General features: G+C 35.4%; 17 protein-coding genes. 4 read left to right on the top strand and 13 right to left on the bottom strand.

The window, feature by feature from the left end:
- Window position 1: 1 nt before the first annotated feature.
- The 3 genes from QWY86_RS11645 to QWY86_RS11635 form a co-directional block, all read right to left on the bottom strand.
- Complete coding sequence (locus tag QWY86_RS11645) at window positions 2-562, bottom strand: type 1 glutamine amidotransferase domain-containing protein (protein ID WP_290242261.1); 561 nt, start codon at window positions 560-562, stop codon at window positions 2-4.
- 105 nt (window positions 563-667) lie between these two features.
- Window positions 668-1,414 (bottom strand): glycosyltransferase family 2 protein, encoded by a 747-nt coding sequence (locus tag QWY86_RS11640; RefSeq protein WP_290242259.1) that lies wholly within the window; start codon window positions 1,412-1,414, stop codon window positions 668-670.
- Between the two features lie 136 nt (window positions 1,415-1,550).
- Window positions 1,551-2,831 carry a glycosyltransferase family 4 protein gene (locus QWY86_RS11635; protein ID WP_290242257.1) on the bottom strand — a complete coding sequence of 427 codons (1,281 nt, stop codon included), beginning with the start codon at window positions 2,829-2,831 and terminating at the stop codon, window positions 1,551-1,553.
- A gap of 74 nt (window positions 2,832-2,905) precedes the next feature.
- Here QWY86_RS11635 and QWY86_RS11630 point away from each other — a divergent pair, with 74 nt between their 5' ends.
- A complete protein-coding gene (locus tag QWY86_RS11630; protein ID WP_290242255.1) occupies window positions 2,906-6,094 on the top strand; it encodes a S41 family peptidase in 3,189 nt (1,062 codons plus the stop codon).
- A 214-nt stretch (window positions 6,095-6,308) separates the two neighbouring features.
- Window positions 6,309-7,061 carry a class I SAM-dependent methyltransferase gene (locus tag QWY86_RS11625; protein ID WP_290242253.1) on the top strand — a complete coding sequence of 251 codons (753 nt, stop codon included), beginning with the start codon at window positions 6,309-6,311 and terminating at the stop codon, window positions 7,059-7,061.
- Here QWY86_RS11625 and QWY86_RS11620 read toward each other — a convergent pair.
- The 10 genes from QWY86_RS11620 to QWY86_RS11575 all read right to left on the bottom strand — a co-directional run bounded on the left by QWY86_RS11620 (window position 7,056) and on the right by QWY86_RS11575 (window position 16,410).
- Complete coding sequence (locus QWY86_RS11620; protein ID WP_290242251.1) at window positions 7,056-8,507, bottom strand: alpha-L-fucosidase; 1,452 nt, start codon at window positions 8,505-8,507, stop codon at window positions 7,056-7,058. The genes QWY86_RS11625 and QWY86_RS11620 overlap by 6 nt on opposite strands.
- 54 nt (window positions 8,508-8,561) lie before the next feature.
- Window positions 8,562-9,476, bottom strand: a complete 915-nt coding sequence (locus tag QWY86_RS11615) for a glycosyltransferase family protein (protein WP_290242249.1) — start codon at window positions 9,474-9,476, stop codon at window positions 8,562-8,564.
- Window positions 9,477-9,760: 284 nt separating this feature from the next.
- The gene (locus tag QWY86_RS11610) at window positions 9,761-10,522 is read right to left on the bottom strand and encodes a class I SAM-dependent methyltransferase (protein WP_290242247.1); all 762 of its coding nucleotides are present in this window, start codon (window positions 10,520-10,522) and stop codon (window positions 9,761-9,763) included.
- Window positions 10,523-10,534: 12 nt separating this feature from the next.
- Window positions 10,535-11,182 (bottom strand): class I SAM-dependent methyltransferase, encoded by a 648-nt coding sequence (locus QWY86_RS11605; protein WP_290242245.1) that lies wholly within the window; start codon window positions 11,180-11,182, stop codon window positions 10,535-10,537.
- The gene (locus tag QWY86_RS11600; protein WP_290242242.1) at window positions 11,179-12,498 is read right to left on the bottom strand and encodes a flippase; all 1,320 of its coding nucleotides are present in this window, start codon (window positions 12,496-12,498) and stop codon (window positions 11,179-11,181) included. The genes QWY86_RS11605 and QWY86_RS11600 overlap by 4 nt, the downstream gene beginning before the upstream one ends.
- Before the next feature lie 19 nt (window positions 12,499-12,517).
- Window positions 12,518-13,042 (bottom strand): DinB family protein, encoded by a 525-nt coding sequence (locus QWY86_RS11595; protein WP_290242240.1) that lies wholly within the window; start codon window positions 13,040-13,042, stop codon window positions 12,518-12,520.
- A 9-nt stretch (window positions 13,043-13,051) separates the two neighbouring features.
- Window positions 13,052-13,750, bottom strand: a complete 699-nt coding sequence (locus QWY86_RS11590) for a YjjG family noncanonical pyrimidine nucleotidase (protein WP_290242391.1) — start codon at window positions 13,748-13,750, stop codon at window positions 13,052-13,054.
- An 85-nt stretch (window positions 13,751-13,835) separates the two neighbouring features.
- Window positions 13,836-14,480: a uracil phosphoribosyltransferase gene (upp, locus tag QWY86_RS11585; protein WP_290242238.1), complete on the bottom strand. Its 645-nt coding sequence runs from the start codon at window positions 14,478-14,480 to the stop codon at window positions 13,836-13,838.
- A 4-nt stretch (window positions 14,481-14,484) separates the two neighbouring features.
- Complete coding sequence (locus tag QWY86_RS11580; protein ID WP_290242236.1) at window positions 14,485-15,747, bottom strand: DUF7033 domain-containing protein; 1,263 nt, start codon at window positions 15,745-15,747, stop codon at window positions 14,485-14,487.
- Between the two features lie 150 nt (window positions 15,748-15,897).
- On the bottom strand, window positions 15,898-16,410 hold the full coding sequence (locus QWY86_RS11575; RefSeq protein ID WP_290242234.1) for a DUF6702 family protein: 513 nt from the start codon (window positions 16,408-16,410) through the stop codon (window positions 15,898-15,900).
- A gap of 86 nt (window positions 16,411-16,496) precedes the next feature.
- Between QWY86_RS11575 and QWY86_RS11570 the strand changes: the two genes are divergently transcribed.
- Window positions 16,497-17,084, top strand: coding sequence for a HupE/UreJ family protein (locus QWY86_RS11570; protein ID WP_290242232.1), 588 nt, complete (start codon window positions 16,497-16,499; stop codon window positions 17,082-17,084).
- A gap of 8 nt (window positions 17,085-17,092) precedes the next feature.
- Window positions 17,093-19,465 (top strand): M1 family metallopeptidase, encoded by a 2,373-nt coding sequence (locus tag QWY86_RS11565; protein ID WP_290242230.1) that lies wholly within the window; start codon window positions 17,093-17,095, stop codon window positions 19,463-19,465.
- Window positions 19,466-19,518 lie beyond the last annotated feature (53 nt).

The following is a 19,518-nucleotide window of genomic DNA, read 5'->3' as shown; positions in this document are numbered from 1 at the left end:
TTTAGGCATGCTGTCCATCATGCACACCTTCTGCAAATTCTTCGACAATTTTGTCGTTAAATGCAGGTAAATCTTCGGGCGTACGACTGGTAACTAAACCTTGGTCAACCACCACTTCTTCATCGCTCCAATCAGCTCCAGCGTTAATTAAATCCTGAGAAATATTTTTAACCGAAGTAAGTTTTCTGCCTTTAACAACATCAGCATTAATTAGAGTTTGTGGGCCATGGCAAATCGCAGCAACAGGTTTGCCGGCTTCAAAGAAAGCCTTAACAAATGTAATTGCATCTTCATTAACACGTAATTGGTCTGGGTTTATAACGCCTCCGGGTAAAACCAATCCATCATAATCCGCTGCATTAACTTCTGAAATGGTTTTATCAACATCAACTTCAATCGACCAATGGTCGTGATTCCATGCCTTGATTTTGCCGCTCTTTGAAGAAATAATGTGTACAGTTGCACCTTCTTCTTTTAAACGTTTTACCGGTTCTGTTAATTCAACTTCCTCAAATCCGCTTTCTGATAATATTGCAATGTTACGGTTGCTTAATTGTGCCATAATCTTAATTTTTTAATAGGTTGATGTAATTAAGACAGTTGTAGAGAAGATATTGTTTTAATAAATAAGTTTTCTGTAGTTTAAAGATTACAAGTATTAAGGAATTTAATCATTTGTTCTTCTATTTTTCAAGAAATAGAAAGCTAAATTTCCTGCAATTATCAAATGGTTAAATAGGTTAGGAATTAAGCCATAATATTTGGTAAAAATTTCAAAACGTTCTTTTAAGCTTTCGCGATGCTTTTTCTTGCTCATGCCACCAACCAGATATTTAGCCACGTAGCGATGAACATTTACAATATTTGATGATTTTTTTGCCGCCTTAATAATCCAGTCGATATCCGAGCTGTATTTGTATTTTAAATCGTATGGTGTAAGAATGCTGCGGCGAATGTAAATCGCCTGGTGGCTAATGCTCATTCCAAATTTAAAGCTCTTCCAGGTAAAGTTTTCGGGAGCTTCATGTCGCCTTTTTCCCAAACTTTCCCAATTATCATTGTACATTTCTGTTTCACCATAATAAATGTCTGCTCCGTTTGCCGTAGCAAAAATGTCTTCAACGGTTTGCATATCATAAATTTCATCACCAGAATTCATAAACAATACGTAATCTCCCGTTGCTAAGGCAAGGCCTTTATTCATGGCATCGTAAATGCCTTTATCCTTCTCAGAAATTATTTTTGCAGTCTGGTTCCGGTATTTTTCGATTACTTCCAGCGTCCCATCGTTCGATGCACCATCGATAATAATGTACTCAATATCTTTAAAAGTTTGATTAATAACGGATTTTATCGTTCGCTCAATATCCCGAACGTTATTGTAAACGATTGTTATTACGGTTAGTTTAGGCATTATTAATCCATTAATTTTTTGTATCAGATAATTTCCAAATGATGCGTAAAACTAACACTTGCAAACATATTTTCTAATTGGTCCGTCACTGTCGGACTAATTTTAATTTCCTTTAAAAAGTTTAGATAATTCCATATTACTTCGGCTGCAAATTAATTAGCGTTTCATACAGGTTAATGTGTTCAGCGGCAATTACCTCTTCCGAAAAATCGGTTAAAATACTTAATCTGGCAGCTTTGTGTAATTCTTCTTTATTCGGGCGATGGTAAAGCCATTCAATTCCATTGGCTAAATCTTCAGCATTTTTATATTCGGCCAAATAACCGTTTTGCATGTGCTTAACCATGTCCGGAATGCCGCCAGTTGTAAAGGCGATAACCGGTGTTGCACAGGCTAAACTTTCCATAACCGTATTTGGTAAGTTATCCTCTAAAGAAGGCGTTATAAAAGCATCAGCAGCAGAATAACATTTAGCCAAATGCTCGTCTTTGTTTATCGTACCTAAAAAAGTTGTTTTAAAAGGGAAAATAGGCATTTCGGCATTTTCCCTATTCCCAAAAATTACCAGCTCAATATTTTCCTTATCAACACCTTTTCTGCGTGATAAAATTTCTAAAGCCTCAATTAAATAAGGTGTGCCCTTATGTTTGTCGTTTTTAGATGGCATAAAACCACTCATCAACACAAATTTTTCCGGATTAATTTTAAGAATTTTCTTAGCTTCTGATTTAACATACGGCTTAAAAATTTTAGTTTCGATGGTATTTGGAATAACTGATGTTTGCCTTGTGCCGAGCAAACTGCTAAATTTTACCGAACGAGCCATCCAGTTACTTGGTGCTACGATATGGAAATTTAATTCGGTATAAGCTTTTTGCTTGCGTAACCATGTTTTATGCGAAATATCATTTATGCCACTTATTGTTAAAATCGGGCAATTACCGCATTGCTGATGAAAGTTTTCGCAGCCATAACGCACATGGCAACCACCGGTAAAAGCATTACTATCATGAAATGTCCAAACAATTGGTTTTTCCAATTCATCAAGCTGTGCTAAAAATTTAGGATTAAGAAAGCCATGATTAACCCAATGTAAATGAATTACATCGGCATTTTTTACATCGGGGTGGTTAATAACCGAGCGACCAAACCATTGCAAACTAAAAGGTGTTTTAACCGATTTGCTCAGCCATTTGGAATAATATCTTTCAGAAAAAATATTATAAATGGCCTTAGCTTTTTGAAATGGCGATTTGCTAAATGTATCTACATCAGGGTTCTGCCCAAATTTGTAATAAACCAATACTTTCGAATCGATACCGCTTGCTTTAAGCGCATCACTCAAGCGTAAACAGGCCCTTCCTGCTCCGCCATTTCCGTCATAGGTATTTAGGTGTACAACTTTCAAATCACTCAAAAATACATTTTATTGTTTACGATTATAAAAACTGTTGCGTATTTTCATCCTTCTAAAGCCAAACAAACAAAATCATGATTAAAAAACTATTTAAATCGCTAGCGGCAATAGCTTTTTTGTTGCCGTTTAATTCATTTTCTCAGGGCCAAACTTATTTTGCCGCATACCCAGCTTTAACGCCGGATGCACAAACAATAGTATTTGCCTACGATGGTGATATTTGGAAAGTGCCATCTAGCGGTGGTGTTGCTTCACGCATAACGGCGATGCAAGGCGAAGAAATTAATCCAAAAATATCTCCAGATGGGAAATGGATGGCCTTTTCTTCTAATCAGTTTGGAAATTATGATGTTTACGTAATGCCTTTGGCGGGTGGCGATATTAAACAGCTTACTTTTAACGATGCAGCCGACGAAGTGGATAACTGGAGCTGGGATTCTAAAACGATATACTTTACATCCGGTAGGTTCAACTCATTTTCGAGTTATAAAGTTGGTATAAATGGCGGTACGGCTGTTCGCATGTTCGATAATTATTTTAACACCACACACCATATTGCCGAAGCTCCAAACGGCGAATTATTTTTTAGTGATACTTGGGAAAGCTATCGTTTCGCCAACCGTAAGCATTACAAAGGTGCCTACAATCCTGATATTCAATCTTACAATCCGAAAACGAAGGCTTATAAGCAATATACCAATTATATCGGTAAAGATTTTTGGACAAGCGTTGACCAAAAAGGCAATATTTATTTTGTATCGGATGAAGGAAATGAAGAATACAATCTTTACACGTTCCTTGGCGGTAAAAAAACTGCTTTAACCAACTTTGATTCTTCAATTAAACGTCCTTTTGTGTCTGCGAATGGTTCAACAATTGTTTTTGAGAAGGATTATCAACTTTATACTTATGATGTTGCTTCAAAGAAAGCAACGAAAATTAACATTAGTACCTCAAGAAATCAGGTTTTAAGCAAGGAGCAAGAATATGATGTTCGTGGAAATATATCGGCTTTTGATGTTTCAACAGATGGAAAGAAAACAGTATTTATCTCCAGAGGAGAAGTTTTTGTTAGCGATGCCGATGGGAAATTCATCCGTAAAATAACCAATAGCGGCGAAAGGGCTTTGCAATGTAAATGGCTGGCTGATAATAAAACCATATTGTTTAGCCAAACCTGGAATGGCTACCAAAATTGGTTTACAATAACAGGCGATGGAAAAGGACAAATAAAGCAGTTAACGAAGGATAAAGCCAACAACAGAGATATCACCTTGAATAAAGCTAAAACTCTGGGCGTTTATTTAAGCGGGAGAAACGAATTAAAGCTTATCGATTTAAAAACTTTTGATAGCAAAACGTTGGTAACGGATGAGTTTTGGGCAATTCAGAATTCTACGCCAAGTTTTTCTCCGAATGATGAATATGTGCTTTTTACAGCTTACCGTAATTTCGAGCAAGACATTTTGGTGCACAGCATAAAAGGAAACAAAACCATCAATTTAACCAATACGGGCGTTACAGAAACTGCTCCGGCTTGGTCGCCTGATGGAAAATATATCTACTTTACAAGTGCTCGTACAGATCCTTTCTATCCATCCGGAAGTGCAAATGTTCACATTTATCGCATGGCGCTAAACAATTATGATGCACCATTTCGTGCCGATAAATTTGATGATTTGTTTAAAGAAACACCAATTGCACCAAAAGAAGTTACACCATCAGAAGGTAAAAAAACTAAAAAAACCACAGATACCGCCAAAAAGAAAACTGATGTTAAACCAACACCAAAACCTGCAAGCATTATTACAATTAACACGCAGAATATTTTAGATAGAATTGAGCTAGTTAGTCCGGGTTTTGGTAGCCAGTTTGGAACAGATGTTTTTGCCAAAGGCGATAAAACTTATGTTTTTTACAGCTCTAACCACGAAGGTGGAAAATTTGGTTTATACCGAACGACTATTGAACCATTCGAAGCAAATAAAACCGAAAAAGTTGGCGATGGACAGGATTATACAATTATTCAAAGCGGAGATAAGTTTTTTGCATTAATTGGTAATGCTATAAATAAATACAACCTGGAAACCAACAAGCTTGATAAAGTAGAGCATGCATACAAATTTGCCAGAAATCTAAATGCCGAATTTAACCAGATGTTTTACGAAACCTGGGTTGGTTTAGATGAGAATTTCTACGATGAAAATTTCCATGGTGTAGATTGGGAAAAAATGAAAACTCGTTATTCTGCTTATTTGCCATACGTTAACAATCGCAGCGATTTAAGGATTTTATTAAACGATATGCTTGGCGAATTAAATTCATCACACATGGGTTTCAACAGTTTCGGTGCTGAAGAAAAGAAAAATTTAAATTACATCACCAACCAAACAGGTATCATTTTCGATAATGAAAACCCTTTAAAAATTGATCGTGTTGCGGCAAAAAGCAATTCATCTTACGGTAGCGTAAATGTTTTGCCTGGCGACATTTTAAAGAAAGTTAATGGGATAGAAGTTGATGAAAAAATCGACCGTGATTATTATTTCAGCAAGCCTTCGTTAGATAAAGAAATGACATTAACTTTTACCAGAAGTGGTAAGGAAGTTAATGTAAATATTCATCCACAAAGCGCTGCAAGTTTGAGAAATAATCTTTACGATGAGTGGATTGCAAAAAACCGCGAAAATGTAGATAAATGGGGCAAGAACAGAATTGCTTATTCTTACATGAAAAACATGGGAAGCGGAGAATTGGAGCGCTTTCTGTTAGATATGGTAGAGCAGGAAGAGAATAAAGATGCCATTATTTTGGATTTACGTTACAACACAGGCGGAAATGTACATGATGCAGTATTGAGATTTCTATCTCAAAAACCTTATTTGAAATGGAAATACAGAGGTGGAAAAATGGCACCACAAAGCAATTTTGGTCCGGCAGCTAAGCCAATTGTATTATTAATAAATGAACAATCGTTAAGCGATGCGGAAATGACCGCAGCAGGTTTTAAACAGCTAAAACTTGGAAAAATCATCGGTACAGAAACTTACCGTTGGATTATTTTTACTTCGGCTAAAGGTTTGGTTGATGGTTCTTCATATCGCTTACCATCTTGGGGATGTTATACAATGGATGGCAAAAACATCGAAAAAGAGGGTGTAATGCCAGATATCTATGTAAAAAATACTTTCGAAGACCGTTTGCAAGATAAAGACCCACAGTTAGAAAAAGCAGTTGCTGAAATTTTAAAAGATTTGAAGTAAACGTTAATTGGTTAATTGTTTGAATTGGTTAATTGTAGATGTAGATTTCACATTGCAATTAACCAATTTATCATTTCAACATTTAACCAAATTTTCCCAATTTTTATTTTGGGTCGTTAGTTTCTTTCAATTAACCAATTTCGCAATTAACCAGTTTATCCTTCACACAGTTAACCAAATTTTCCGTTTCTTTGAAGCTGGAATCTATTGAAACATGGCAAATTTATTAACCGACAGGGCTTTTTGGGTAAATTATTGGGAAAGTAAAAAAGGACTCGCAGTTCAATTACCAGAAAACTACCTGTTCCACAAGCAGCTTGCCGAAGTGATAAAAAAGGACAACGTAAAAACAGCAATTGAGCTTGGTGGTTTTCCTGGCTATTATGCTGTGTTTTTAAAAAAGTTTTTCAAGCTTGATGTAACTTTATTAGATTATTTCGTTCATCCACCAGTGGTAAATGAGCTTTTGGAGAAAAATAATTTATCGGAAAAAGACATTAATATCATCGAAACAGATTTATTTAATTATCAACCAGAACAACAATATGATTTGGTTTTAAGCTGCGGATTGATTGAACATTTTAACGATACAGCAGATATTATAAACCGCCATATTGCTTTTGTAAAACCTGGCGGTACTTTATTCATCACCTTGCCAAACTTTAAAGCGGTAAACGGCTGGTTTCAAAAAAACTTTGACAAAGAAAACTACGATAAACACAATATCGATAGTATGAATCCAGAATTACTAAAATCAATCTGTGAAAGGGCAAACTTAAAAGAAGTAAAATCAGGCTACTTTGGTCGTTTTAGCGTTTGGTTAGAAAATGAAAGTCAAAAATCTGCAAGTGTTCGTTTATTCAAAAAAGCAGTTTGGTTAACAGGCAAAGTTTTCACCAAGATAATTCCTTTTGAGAGCCAAAGTTTATCGCCATATATTATAATTGAAGCTAAGAAGCCATTATAAACTTTTCTTATATACGCCAAACTCGCTTAAAGTAATACAAACAGGCGCTTTTGTAATGTTTACTCGTAGTTTTTGTGCTGTTATGGGTTGCTCCAATTGGATTAATCTTTTTGCACCGATACTTTCTCCGCTATAGATTTTTTTCCAGATATTGTTCTCAAAAACTTCAACATTAAATCCCTCAATTCTTTGTCCTAAGGGAATGTATTCCTGTAAACTAATAATATCAAAAGTCTTAGCGTCTTTTAAATCGATTTCTAAACTTGCTGTGTGGATTGCATCTGCCGTGGCCCAATAGCTATTTTTAATACCATCTATAAGGCTAATGGCATTAAAATTTTTGCCTCTTGTATTGGTTGGAATTATCTGCGCATTTTTAGCCAGATTATTAGCAAAAGTATGCTTAACCATATCACCAAAACCTTTCAAAGCGGCAACATCGTCGCTATGTAATTGTCCTCTTGTATCAGGCGCCAAGCCTAAATCTAAAGCAGCACCATTTCCTACACTTTGTAAATATAAATCGAACAGCGTTTCTGATGATTTTGGTTTTTCATCCTCGTGGTAAAACCATCCTTTTCTTAACGGTACATCGCATTCTGCAGGCATCCAAAACTTACCATTTCTAATGCCCATTGGGCTTTGCGGGTAGTTCGCCTGACCAGGAACAGCAACATTTTTACCTTCTGGCGGAAGCGGCGTAAAAGTTGCCCAACTTGTTTTTGCGGCAGTACCATCTTCACTTCCAACCCATCTTACATCTAAACCAATATCGCTGAAAATATTTGCCATTGGCTGCATTTTACGGGTTATCGCCCAGGTATTATACCAATCATAGTAGGTTGTATTATCAATAGAACGCTTTTCTTTAGCACCACCATAATAACCATCACCACCGTTAGCACCATCGTGCCAACTCATAAAAAGTTCGCCATAATTGCTGTACAATTCTTTAAGCTGCGCTTGATAAATGGCTAGGTATTTATCAGTTCCATAAAGCGCATTATTTCTATCCCATGGCGAACAATAAACACCAAATTTTAAACCATTTTTTCTAGCCGCTTGTTCAACTTCTTTTACCAAATCTCCCTTTCCGTTTCTAAATGGACTTTTAGTAATGTTGTATTCAGTTGTTTTTGTTGGCCAAAGCGCAAAACCATCATGGTGTTTGGCAACTAAAAGGATGCCTTTTAAACCGCCATCTTTAGCCGCATTAATAATTTGTTCCGCATTAAAATCTGAAGGATTAAAGGTTTTTGGGTCTGCATCACCAAATCCCCATTCTTTATTTTCGAATGTTGTAGGCGTAAAATGTATCAAACCATAAACTTCTACATCATGCCAGGCGAGTTGCCTTTTAGATGGAAGAGCACCATAGGGTTTTGGCGCTGTTTGAGCAAAAATATTTATAGAGATTAATATAAATAAGGCAGTTAGAACCCTCATAATTATGGTTTTGGAAACCCAAATTACAAAGAATTATTTAGAATAGCCTACTTGTTATTTTGAAAAGTACTGAGTGAGCTTTTCTTTTACAAAACGTTTAATTCTCGAAACCATATTACCTTTTCTGTTTCCTAAAAAGTGTTTAATCGCTTGGTAAGCATTTTTATCTTCAGCAATAATTTCTGGAAATTCGGTTATAGGTTTTGGGTTGATGATTACGTTGTAAATATCATTTATACCAGAGTGAACGCCAGTGCCATCATGCCCAATATTATTAACTAGAGATTGAGCCGGATTTAGTGTTAAGCCATTTTTTAGAAATATGGATGCATACCAACGGATTGCCCAACTATTGTTTTTACCTTTTTTGAATTCCTGCATCTGCTTCCAAAAATTCATGGTATTATCAATGGCAAAAGCTGATTTCTTTTTCGCGTCAAATTGATTTAACAGTGTGTCGATATTTGGTTCAAAATGCTCCCACGCCCTTGCCCAGGTTGCCCACCCCCAACTTGTAGCCGCCCGGAAGAAAAAAGATTGGGGTAGATTTTCAGCTATCAAAGGATACATGTATGCACCAATATGCATAACTTTTTCTTCTGCGTGATAACGGTTTAAAGCATCGTTAAAATAAGTTAAAGTGTAAGGCGAAGTAACTAAATCATCTTCAAAAACAATAACGCTACCATAATCCTTTATCAACTGACTTACACCTGCTATAACAGAATTAGCAAGTCCGGCGTTTTCTTTTCTTTCGATTATTTTAACAGATTTAAAGCCATCAATTTTTTTAATGATTGACCTTACTTCCTCAACTTTATCAATGTCGTTTTCAGTTTTAGCACCATCCGAAAAAATGTATAAACGGCTATCGACAGCAAGTTCATTTTGATGTAAAAACTTCAAAGTACGCTCCGTATGCTGCGGACGATTATAAACGAAAAGTGCTATTGGCGCAAGGTTTTGCATGCTTTTATTTAACTTATATGTTCTTTGAATTGGATGATGATTTATAATGTACCAAAGGTTTCCTGTTTAATCGCTTCTCGATTTGCTATTAGCTAAGCCAAAGCATTAAATTTTCGTTCTACTTTAAACCGGCCTAACCTCCCGTACGTACGGGATTGGGGTTGCACTATCAAAGCCTACTTGCTAACTTTAATACAAAAATTTTCAGCCGGCAATTTTATTTCTTTTGTTGTCAAAAGAAAAAAGCCTGTCTGGCCAAGACAATCTAAATTAATTACTCCCTTTTAAAATATATGCAAATTCGAATCTGATTTTTTAGTCAAAACCGTATAAGCATTTGCAAACTGCTCCTGTTTTTTTCTCCCAAGGAAGTTTCCAAGCGTCTTTTTAATTCTATATTCGAGCTCTATTTTTAAATTTTTGGTAAAGGTTTTAGGCGCTTTTTTATTGATAAACTCATTAAATTTAACAGTTTCGGTGGCAGTCATCGAAACTTTATCCTCTATAATTTCAAGCCCTTCACTTTGCAATAAAAACCTTAGAGATGTTGGCGTGTACATATTGATGTGCCCATAATCAAGAAAATGCTTCATGCGTTGGTCTACACCAAAACGATAATCTTTCGGAACTTCTACAACAATATATTTCGAAACCCTTTTTAGCTCACGAAGTAAAATTCTTTCGTGCTCCACATGCTCCAATACATGTGCTAAAATCACCAAATCGAATGTATTATCTTCAAATGGAATTTTGTATCCATCAAAGGTTTGAACAGATTTCAGACTAGATAAATTTCTGCTTTTAATAATGTTTACCCCACTTTCTGCTATTTCCAAAGCATGAAGTTCAGGTGCAAAATTCCATTCGTTTAAAAAATGAAGAATGCTACCATCGCCTGCGCCAACTTCCAGAACTTTTGCAGGTTTTATACGCCTACAAACTTCTACAATGTTTTTTGCTTTGTATTTTGCACCCAGCATTCTCCATGCAACATCGCTATTCGTATAAAAATTATCGTAGGCGGTTTTTACTTCTTCGCTAAGCATAGTATAAGTGAATTAAATGCCTAAACAGTTATTTGCCTTGTAAAAAACTGAGGTTGCTTTTTCGTAAAATAAGCCAGGAGAAATTCCACTGAAACTAATTTCCTTAAATCCCTGCTCTAAAAGTAAAACCCTTGCCGGATTATAAACCTCACGTTCACTATCATCTAAAACAATTACACCATCATTTGTTAATGCATCCAAACTATATTTGCAGCAGCGTACTCTATCTCTGCCATCAACAATAATAATTTCGAATTTCTTATTTAGTAAGGCTGCTTTTTTAGCGTAGGCTCCATCTCGTTGCAATTCACAGTAAATCATTTCTGCATTTGACGGACTTGTGTTTTTTACCTTTTCAAACCAGCTTTTATCGTGTTCTACAGATGTTACCGAACCAGCTTTATCCGCATAAAAAATGGTAGAGTTGCCAGAGCCATATTCAAAAATATTGTGCGTTTTATTTATTCGGTTTTTAATAAAATCGATAAAAGAATAAGTAACCCAGGGAAGTGCTTTTCCCTCGCCATCTACAGCTTGTTTGTTATCAAAAGCAGTAAACCAGCCAATGCTGTTTAGGTAGCCCTTATGTCCGTATGATAATAATGCCTTCAACCTCGAAGGTTTAGCAATCAATGTGCTTAATGCTTTTAATGTACTCAACGTTTTAATATTTTTTGAAATGCAGTTATCAAAAATAATGATTTTAACATCATTATACCTTGTTGGCGTGTTTTTGGAATTAATAAAAGATAAAAGGTTGAAACGAAACAAGCTATCAATGTAGCAATTGACGCTCCAACGCCGGCATATTTTGGAATTAACCAAAAGTTAAGTGCAATATTTACAATGGCACCAGCAGCAGTTCTGTAAAAAGATATTTTTGTGTAACCCTCTGCAATAAGATATTGAGAACTTGCACTGCCCAAAAACACAAAAATCCCCGACCAAATATGGATAGAAAGCATTGCGCCGGCACCTTCAAATTTATTCGAATAGAGAAAATGGATAATGTAATCAGCAGTAAAACTGATAAAAATTCCAACTGGTAAACATATAAATACCAGTAAATCGTATAAATTGCCTAATCGTTTGTGATAGCGTTCTAAATCATTTTTGCGGGCATTTATAAGTGCAGGGAAAACAGAAGTTACAATAGCAACCGGGATAAAATACCAGGCCTCGCTAATATTGGCTGCAGCACTATAAATACCAACAGCTTTACTCCCAACTTCCTTAAGCATTACAACATCAATCTTCATGTAGATTGACACCATCACGGCTGATAAAATTAAAGGCGAAGATTGTTTTAATAACGATTTTGCCCGGCTGGAACTAAAATTCCATTGGGAAATTTGTAAACCTCGTTTTTGATAAATAATGATTAAACCCAAAGCTAAAATTAGCCCATCAAATACAAGCGCTAAAACGATATAAATTAGTGGCAACCCTAAATAAATTAAGATAATTTTAACTGCTGCCGAGATAATCAGACAAATGTTTTGAACCTGTACAACGTATTTAGATTGTACCTGAGATTGAAAATAAGCATCGATAACGTTAAAGGATTTAAAGAATGAAGCCAATGCAAGTAAGCCTACAATTAGGGTAAGTGGTTCTCCAGGGTTTGATGAAATTTTATGACTAATGTAGTAAATAGCCATTGCAAGGGGTATAGCCGCTGCATTTGTAACTAATCTTAACCATAATGAAGTGCCCAAGATTTCATCTCTTTTGCCAGGCTCTTTAATAATTTCTCTGATGATGAAAGTATCTAAGCCTAATGCGCCAACTGCAGCCAATATGGCAACTAACGAAAGTCCGAAGTTTAGGTCTCCAAATAAATCCGGCCCCAGATATCTGGCAATAAAAAGCCCAACAACTAAGCTTAGTATCTTACCAAACATTAACCAACCCGTATTTTTTAAATACTTGTTAAACGCCTCCTCATCAAAACCTTTTATGGTGGGTAATTTCATTAAAGCAAAGATGTGAATTTTAAATGCTTTGCTGAAAACTTTGCTCAATTCGAATTAACTGCTTCAAGTGGTGTTTCAAGTGGATTTCTATAAACCTTAACCATTGTTTCGCATTTAAATAACCTAAACGTGGGTGCTTGGTTTTCATCGTTTTGCTTGCGCCAGCAACAAGTGGATATACATTTTCTAATGCCTTTTCAAATTCTAAAATAAAATCTAAAGCCTCAGTTTTGCTGATTTTCTTTACTCTACTCGCTAATCTTTTGGGTACTTCATATTTTTTTGCCGGAGGTAAAGAGCCAAATAAAAGAATAAGTTTTACAATAAAGTGTGTTGGTTTATTTTCGCCATTACCGTTTGCCGCATTTTCAAGCGTAATTGTAGAGAGTATGCTCGAATCGAAAATATGACAAAAAACTTCGCTATAGCTCCAGCCATTAATTGGTGGTGTGGTTTCAAAATTATCATCTTTATATGATGATAATTTAGTTTTATAAGCATCAACTACTTGCTGTATCGAAACTTTTATTTTGGCTGAATTCATTTGTAGAAATTAAAATAGATGCAGTAATTCTTCGAGATGCGTAATTTCTTTCTTTACATCTGCTGGTTTTTCTTTTTTTAGCGGATTAAAAAATATCGCATCCATTCCAAAACCAAGTGCACCATAAATATCCGCCTCCAAACTATCCCCAATCATAATGCTATGTTCTTTAACAGCTTTCGCCTTATCCAAAGCATATTCAAAAATTAATGGGTTAGGTTTGTTTACGCCAACATCTTCTGAAATAATTACACTGGTAAAGTAAGGGTTTAAGCCAGACAAATCCATTTTGGTCAGTGTAGTTTCTTTAAAACCATTGGATATTATATGCAAAGTGTACTTATCTTGAAGGTAACTTAAAACATTTTCTGCGCCATCAAATAGATTTGTTTTTGTTGGCGAGATACTAACATAATCATCTTCAAATTGCTGTGGAACTATATCGGGATGAATGCCTAATTGTATAAAGGTTGTACTGAATCGCTCTGCCCTTAAAAATTCTTTGGTAATTTTTCCTAAGTGATAATCTGCCCAAAGTTGGTGATTATTTTCTGTGTAGGTTGTAATAAATTCATCGCAAGAGTTCAATCCTAAATCACCTAACTTATAAGTATGAAAAAGCTCATTTAAAGTTTCTTCTGCATTTCTGTCAAAATCCCAAATTGTATGGTCAAGGTCGAAAAATATATGTTTTTTGTTTTTCAAGATGTTGTGTTGTTTTAAAGTTGAAGGTTGTAATGTTGCGATGTTTTGAATACTTAATCGTGTAATCTTAAAATCCTATAAATCCTGTTCAAACTTTCTCACCATAAGCTAAATCTCCGGCATCGCCTAAACCCGGCACGATGTAAGATTTGCTCGTCATTTCCTCATCGATTGCGCCAAGCCAGAGCTTTGCTTTAGGTAAATTAGCTTTAACATGCGCAACGCCTTCAGTACTCGCAATTGCAGCCACAATATGTAATTCTGCAATTTTATAACGGCTTAACAATTCCTTGCAACACATAACCATGCTTTGCCCGGTTGCCAACATTGGGTCTGCCATTATTAAAATCCGTCCATCTAAATCTGGTGTAGAAATATAGTCCATCTGAATAATAAAATCGCCACTTTTTTCAACCTTCCTAAAGGCAGAAATAAAACAACATTCGGCTTTATCATAAATATTTAATAAGCCTTGTTGCAAGGGTAATCCAGCTCGTAAAATTGTAGCAAGTACGGGTTGCGTTTCTAGAAAATCGCATGTTGATGTTCCTAAGGGTGTTATAATATCTCTCTGGTTAAATTTCAATGTTTTACTGATTTCATAAGCGAAAAACTCACCTAATCGTTCAAGGTTTTTACGAAAACGCATTGAATCTTTTTGTACAATTTCATCGCGAAGTTCTGCAATAAAAGTATTTGCTATTGATTTAGTTTTGCTAAGATCGAATGTCATAACTTTAGTTTCCGGCATATTTAATCATTTCGATATAAACTGTTCGATATTTTTTAAATTTAACGTTTTCTGACAAGTTTTTTAACTTCCAGCTGCTGTAAAATTGGCCATTCACCACTTTTACAACATCAATAAAGGTATGAACAATTTTAATGGCATCGTTCAGATTTAAATATTGAATTGCACTATCGCAGAGCGAATAAGAGTTTACAATAATTGGTGTAACTTTTTCCAATTGTAAATCGTACCAGTTAAAAGGTGTGCAAGTTCCGGCTCTAAAACCTGGAGTATCTTCATAACCCATCGAAAAATCAGAACTTATGCCGGCAGAAAGTAAATTTAAGTAGCATGAAGGTAATCTTAAATCTTCCGTTTGCTGACTCAATAAATTAATAGTGCTGTTTTGTATTTTTGATAATTTCAGCAAATCAATTTTTAAGGAGGCTGATTTTTCTTTATCGCTTGTGCAAGGACGGAAAAGTCCGGTTGCTTTATCCCTCAAAAACGAACTGCTTTTTTCAAACTTTAATCTGTTTTTAGAATCGGCTGGAAAATTTACAAAGTAAATGGGTTTTTGATTTAAATTAATGCTTGTTAGCGATTCTATTGTGATGTCAGGATTTACATTCAGTCCTGTAATATCATCAAAAACCGAACTTAAATATTTCTGTTCCTTGTTAAAAACTGAGCTAAAAATAAACTTTGTTTTAGGTATAAAACCTTCTGGAACATCAGATTTTAAAGTGAAGTTTATGGTTGGCTGATGCGTAAATTTCTTTTCCAAAAACTTAATGGAAGGATATTTCTTCCTAACAAGATTCTTTATCATCAAGGCCCACTCATCAATTATTGGCCTGTTTAGAAGTTTCCATTTATGCTGATAACTTTTCTCGGCTTTGAAAGTTGAGCTACTTTTTTCTTTATGAATGTATTCTTCATACCTGCTTAGGATAAAAAATGAAGCTGCAAAAACATCGAAGGGAAAAGGTGAATCATCTACTGGAAAGGGAACCTTATAATCATCAAATTGAATAGATTTTAGCTTCAGTTCTTCAACTTTGTTAGATAGAAGCAGGCTTGAGTTTTTAAAAAATAGCTCATTGCCCAAAGGTTTATCAGCATAGCTGATTTTTGCCAAATCGCTTTGTAGAAAGTATTCTTTATTCCCAGTAAATTCTAGCTCAGTTTTTAATATATCTTTAAATATAAAGGTGAAGATATACTTTATCCGAGGTGTTAATACAGGCGAAAAGACGATTACGTGCATATCTTAATAACAATAGGGAGCGGTATAAACTTAATTTCTTAAACAATTTATCCTGCCAAATATTGCCTTTTCACATTATCTTACGATTAGGGCATCTATTAAAATTAAGGTTTTTTAACCTTAATTTAATATCTAATACAAAAATTACAATTAAAAGTTTGCCGAAAAGGTCTTATCGGGATAAAGAATTTTACCGCTTTTCCTCGTTGCACCTTTAACTAAATGTACGATACTCATTTGGTCATCGAAGAGATCGTAAAGAATTGAACTGTTTACTTCGAGGGTTTTAACGGTCGATATTTTTTCAACTTCCAGATAAATAATTGTGGCCTCGTGGTCAATTTCAAAACCGATATAATTTATGCTAACTGGTTTTCCGTTTGCTTTAATCACTAAATGATTTTGAAGGTATTTTTTTACTAAAGCATCCATTTGGTTTTTTAAGGCCGGATTAACCAAATCTGTTTTCTGTTTATAGGTTTTTGCCAATATGCTTTCAAAATCATCGCTAAAAATCCGGCAACTTACTTCCAGTGTTTTATCCTTTTGATTAAAACTTACCTCGGTTGTACTTACATGAAGTGGATGTTTTTCGCTATTTCTATTAACAAGTAAAGAAATAATCAAAAATAAGGTAACAAGTTTGGTGTTTAGTGCTGGCATTTCGTCGATTTTAATTTTTTTACAATTAAAATTTTAATTTTAAGGATTCAAAAATACTAAAGCTTATTACACAAAGCTAATTTATAATGCCGTTGCAAGATTTCTTATTTTATTTTAAACTCGGTTGGGAACACATCATCAGTGCTGATGCATTGGATCATCAACTTTTCATTTTAGCTTTAGTGGCTATTTACAGTTACGAAAATTTTAAGCAGGTTTTAATTCTAGTTACCGCCTTTACCATTGGGCATTCGCTTACATTGTTTTTAAGTGTAACAGATGTTTTTCGCTTCGATAGTAAATGGGTAGAATTTTTAATACCCTGCACTATTGTTTTAACGGCCATAAGCAATCTTTTTCGTAGAGATTTTTCGCTGAAATCTATTAAAATAAACTACTACCTTGCATTGGTATTTGGTCTAATCCACGGAATGGGTTTTGCAAATTCAATAAGGATAATGCTTGCTAAAGGCGATAATATTGGCTGGGGTTTGTTTGGATTTAATATAGGTTTAGAGGCCGGACAAGTATTTATGGTGTTGATAATTCTGGCCATCACCTGGATTATTTTTAATTACACAAGAATTAAACGCAAAGAATGGGTTTTATTTATTTCAGCCGCCGTTTTTAGTCTTGCTTTACAAATGTCGTTACAAAGAATTCCTTTTTTATAGATATCATTATGAATAAATTATTTACGTTAACCGGTTTATTGCTTTTTACAGGAAGCTTAGCAATAGCGCAAAATATCCAAAATAATCCGGGTAGCAACCACGGGAATAAGTTTGAGCAATTGGGCACAATTTTACCAACCCCAAATGAGCAAAGAACGGCCAGTGGCGCACCAGGTGTTAAATATTGGCAACAAAGAGCCGATTATAACATTAAGTGTACACTCGATGAAAAGAATTTATTGTTGACAGGGAGCGAAACCGTAACCTACACCAATAATTCGCCAGATCCATTAACTTATATATGGTTGCAACTTGATGAAAACGAGCATAGCACGAGTAAAAATGCAAATTATCAGGATGCTACAAAAATGCCTGCTGCAGGTACAACAAAAACTGTTGATGCTTTAAGCTCCAAAACAGATAATGGTTTCGGAATTAACATTTTAAAAATAACTGATGCCTTGGGTAAAAAACTAAGTTATACAGTTAATAAAACAATGATGCGTGTTGATTTACCGGCACCATTAAAAACCGGACAGAAATTAATTTTCAATATCGATTGGAATTACAAAATTACTGATAGAATGACGGTAGGTGGCCGCGGCGGTTATGAGTATTTTGCAGGAGATGGCAACTACCTGTTCACCATGGCGCAATGGTATCCGCGTTTATGTGTGTACAGCGATTTTCAGGGATGGCAAAATCATCAGTTTACAGGTAGGGGCGAATTTGCTTTAACCTTCGGTGATTTTAAAGTGCAAATGACGGTTCCTGCTGATCACCTTGTGGGCTCAACTGGTGCATGCTTAAACTATAGCGCAGTTTTAAATCCAACTCAATTAAGCAGATATAATGCTGCAAAAACAGCAACTGCTCCGGTAGAAATTCAAACTCTTGCCGAAGCAAAATTGGCAGAAACCAGAAAATCAACCGCAACCAAAACCTGGGTTTTTCAAGCCAACAATGTACGCGATTTTGCATGGACTTCTTCCCGTAAGTTTATTTGGGACGCCATGCCTCAGAAAATAGAAACCAACAACAATACAGTAATGTGTATGAGTTTTTATGGTAAGGAAGCTTATAATTTATATAGTAAATTCTCTACCCGAGCAGTTGCACATACCATTAAAACGTATTCTGATTTTACGATTCCTTATCCTTACCCAGTTGCACAAAGTATTGAAGCGGCGAACGGAATGGAATACCCAATGATTTGCTTTAACTATGGTCGTACGGATGCTGATGGAACCTATAGCGAAAGCACGAAAAACGGAATGCTTGGGGTGATTATCCACGAAGTTGGGCATAACTTTTTCCCGATGATTGTAAATAGCGATGAACGCCAGTGGACCTGGATGGATGAAGGCTTAAACTCTTTTGTTGAATATTTAACTGAAGAACTTTGGGATAATACTTTCCCAAGTAAAAAGGGCCCGGCTTATACAATTGTCGATTACATGAAATTGCCGAAAGATGAGCTTGAACCAATCATGACCAATTCTGAAAACATTGCACGTTTTGGTCCAAATGCCTATTCTAAACCGGCAACAGGTTTGAATATTTTGCGTGAAACCATTATGGGAAGAGAGCTATTCGATTATGCTTTTAAAGAATATTCTAGAAGATGGGCTTTTAAACATCCACAACCGGCAGATTTATTCCGTACAATGGAAGATGCAAGTGGCGAAGATTTAGATTGGTTTTGGAGAGGTTGGTTTTATGGAACAGAGCCTTGCGATATTTCATTGGATAGCGTAAAATTCGCGAAGGCAGATTTTCCAACTTCAGTTCCCGAAGCAAGATCAAGAATGGTAAAAATTGATAAACCTGCGGTTAATGCCTTTCAAGATATTTCGAAAATAAGAAACAGAGCGGATAAAAAAATAAGTTTCTACACAGATAAAACGCCTGCAGCACAAGATTTCTATTATAAATATGATAGAGGGTTGGTAAGTGTAGATACTACATCAGCAGTAAAAGTAGAAACTACCTCGAGTTTAGAAACAGTACCTAAAGATGATCAAGCAAAATATGAAAATAAGTTTTTTTATGAGCTTGTATTTAGCAATAAAGGTGGTTTGGTTATGCCGATCATTGTGGAATTTACTTATGCAGATGGAACTAACGAAATCGATCGCATTCCAGCTCAAATATGGAGGCATAACGAGTTGAAAACATCGAAATTTTATGTTAAGGATAAAGAAGTGCAATCTATTTTAATTGACCCACTACGGGAAACTGCAGATATTGATACCAGTAACAACAGTTGGGGTGGTAAAGCTAAGGAAAGCAAATTCAAGGTTTTTAAAGCTAAAACTGCAACAGCAGTCAGAGGTCAATCAGTTGGGATGAACCCAATGCAAAAAGCCGCAGGTAAATAAGCTCAGTTTGACTTAAAGATTTAAGCCCCGAAATCTCGGGGCTTTTTTATTGA

The sequence above is a fragment of the Pedobacter aquatilis genome (assembly GCF_030409415.1).
GTDB classification, from domain to species: domain Bacteria; phylum Bacteroidota; class Bacteroidia; order Sphingobacteriales; family Sphingobacteriaceae; genus Pedobacter; species Pedobacter aquatilis.
Note: the sequence above shows the minus strand (reverse complement) of the source record. Positions and strands in the feature narration are given on the sequence as shown.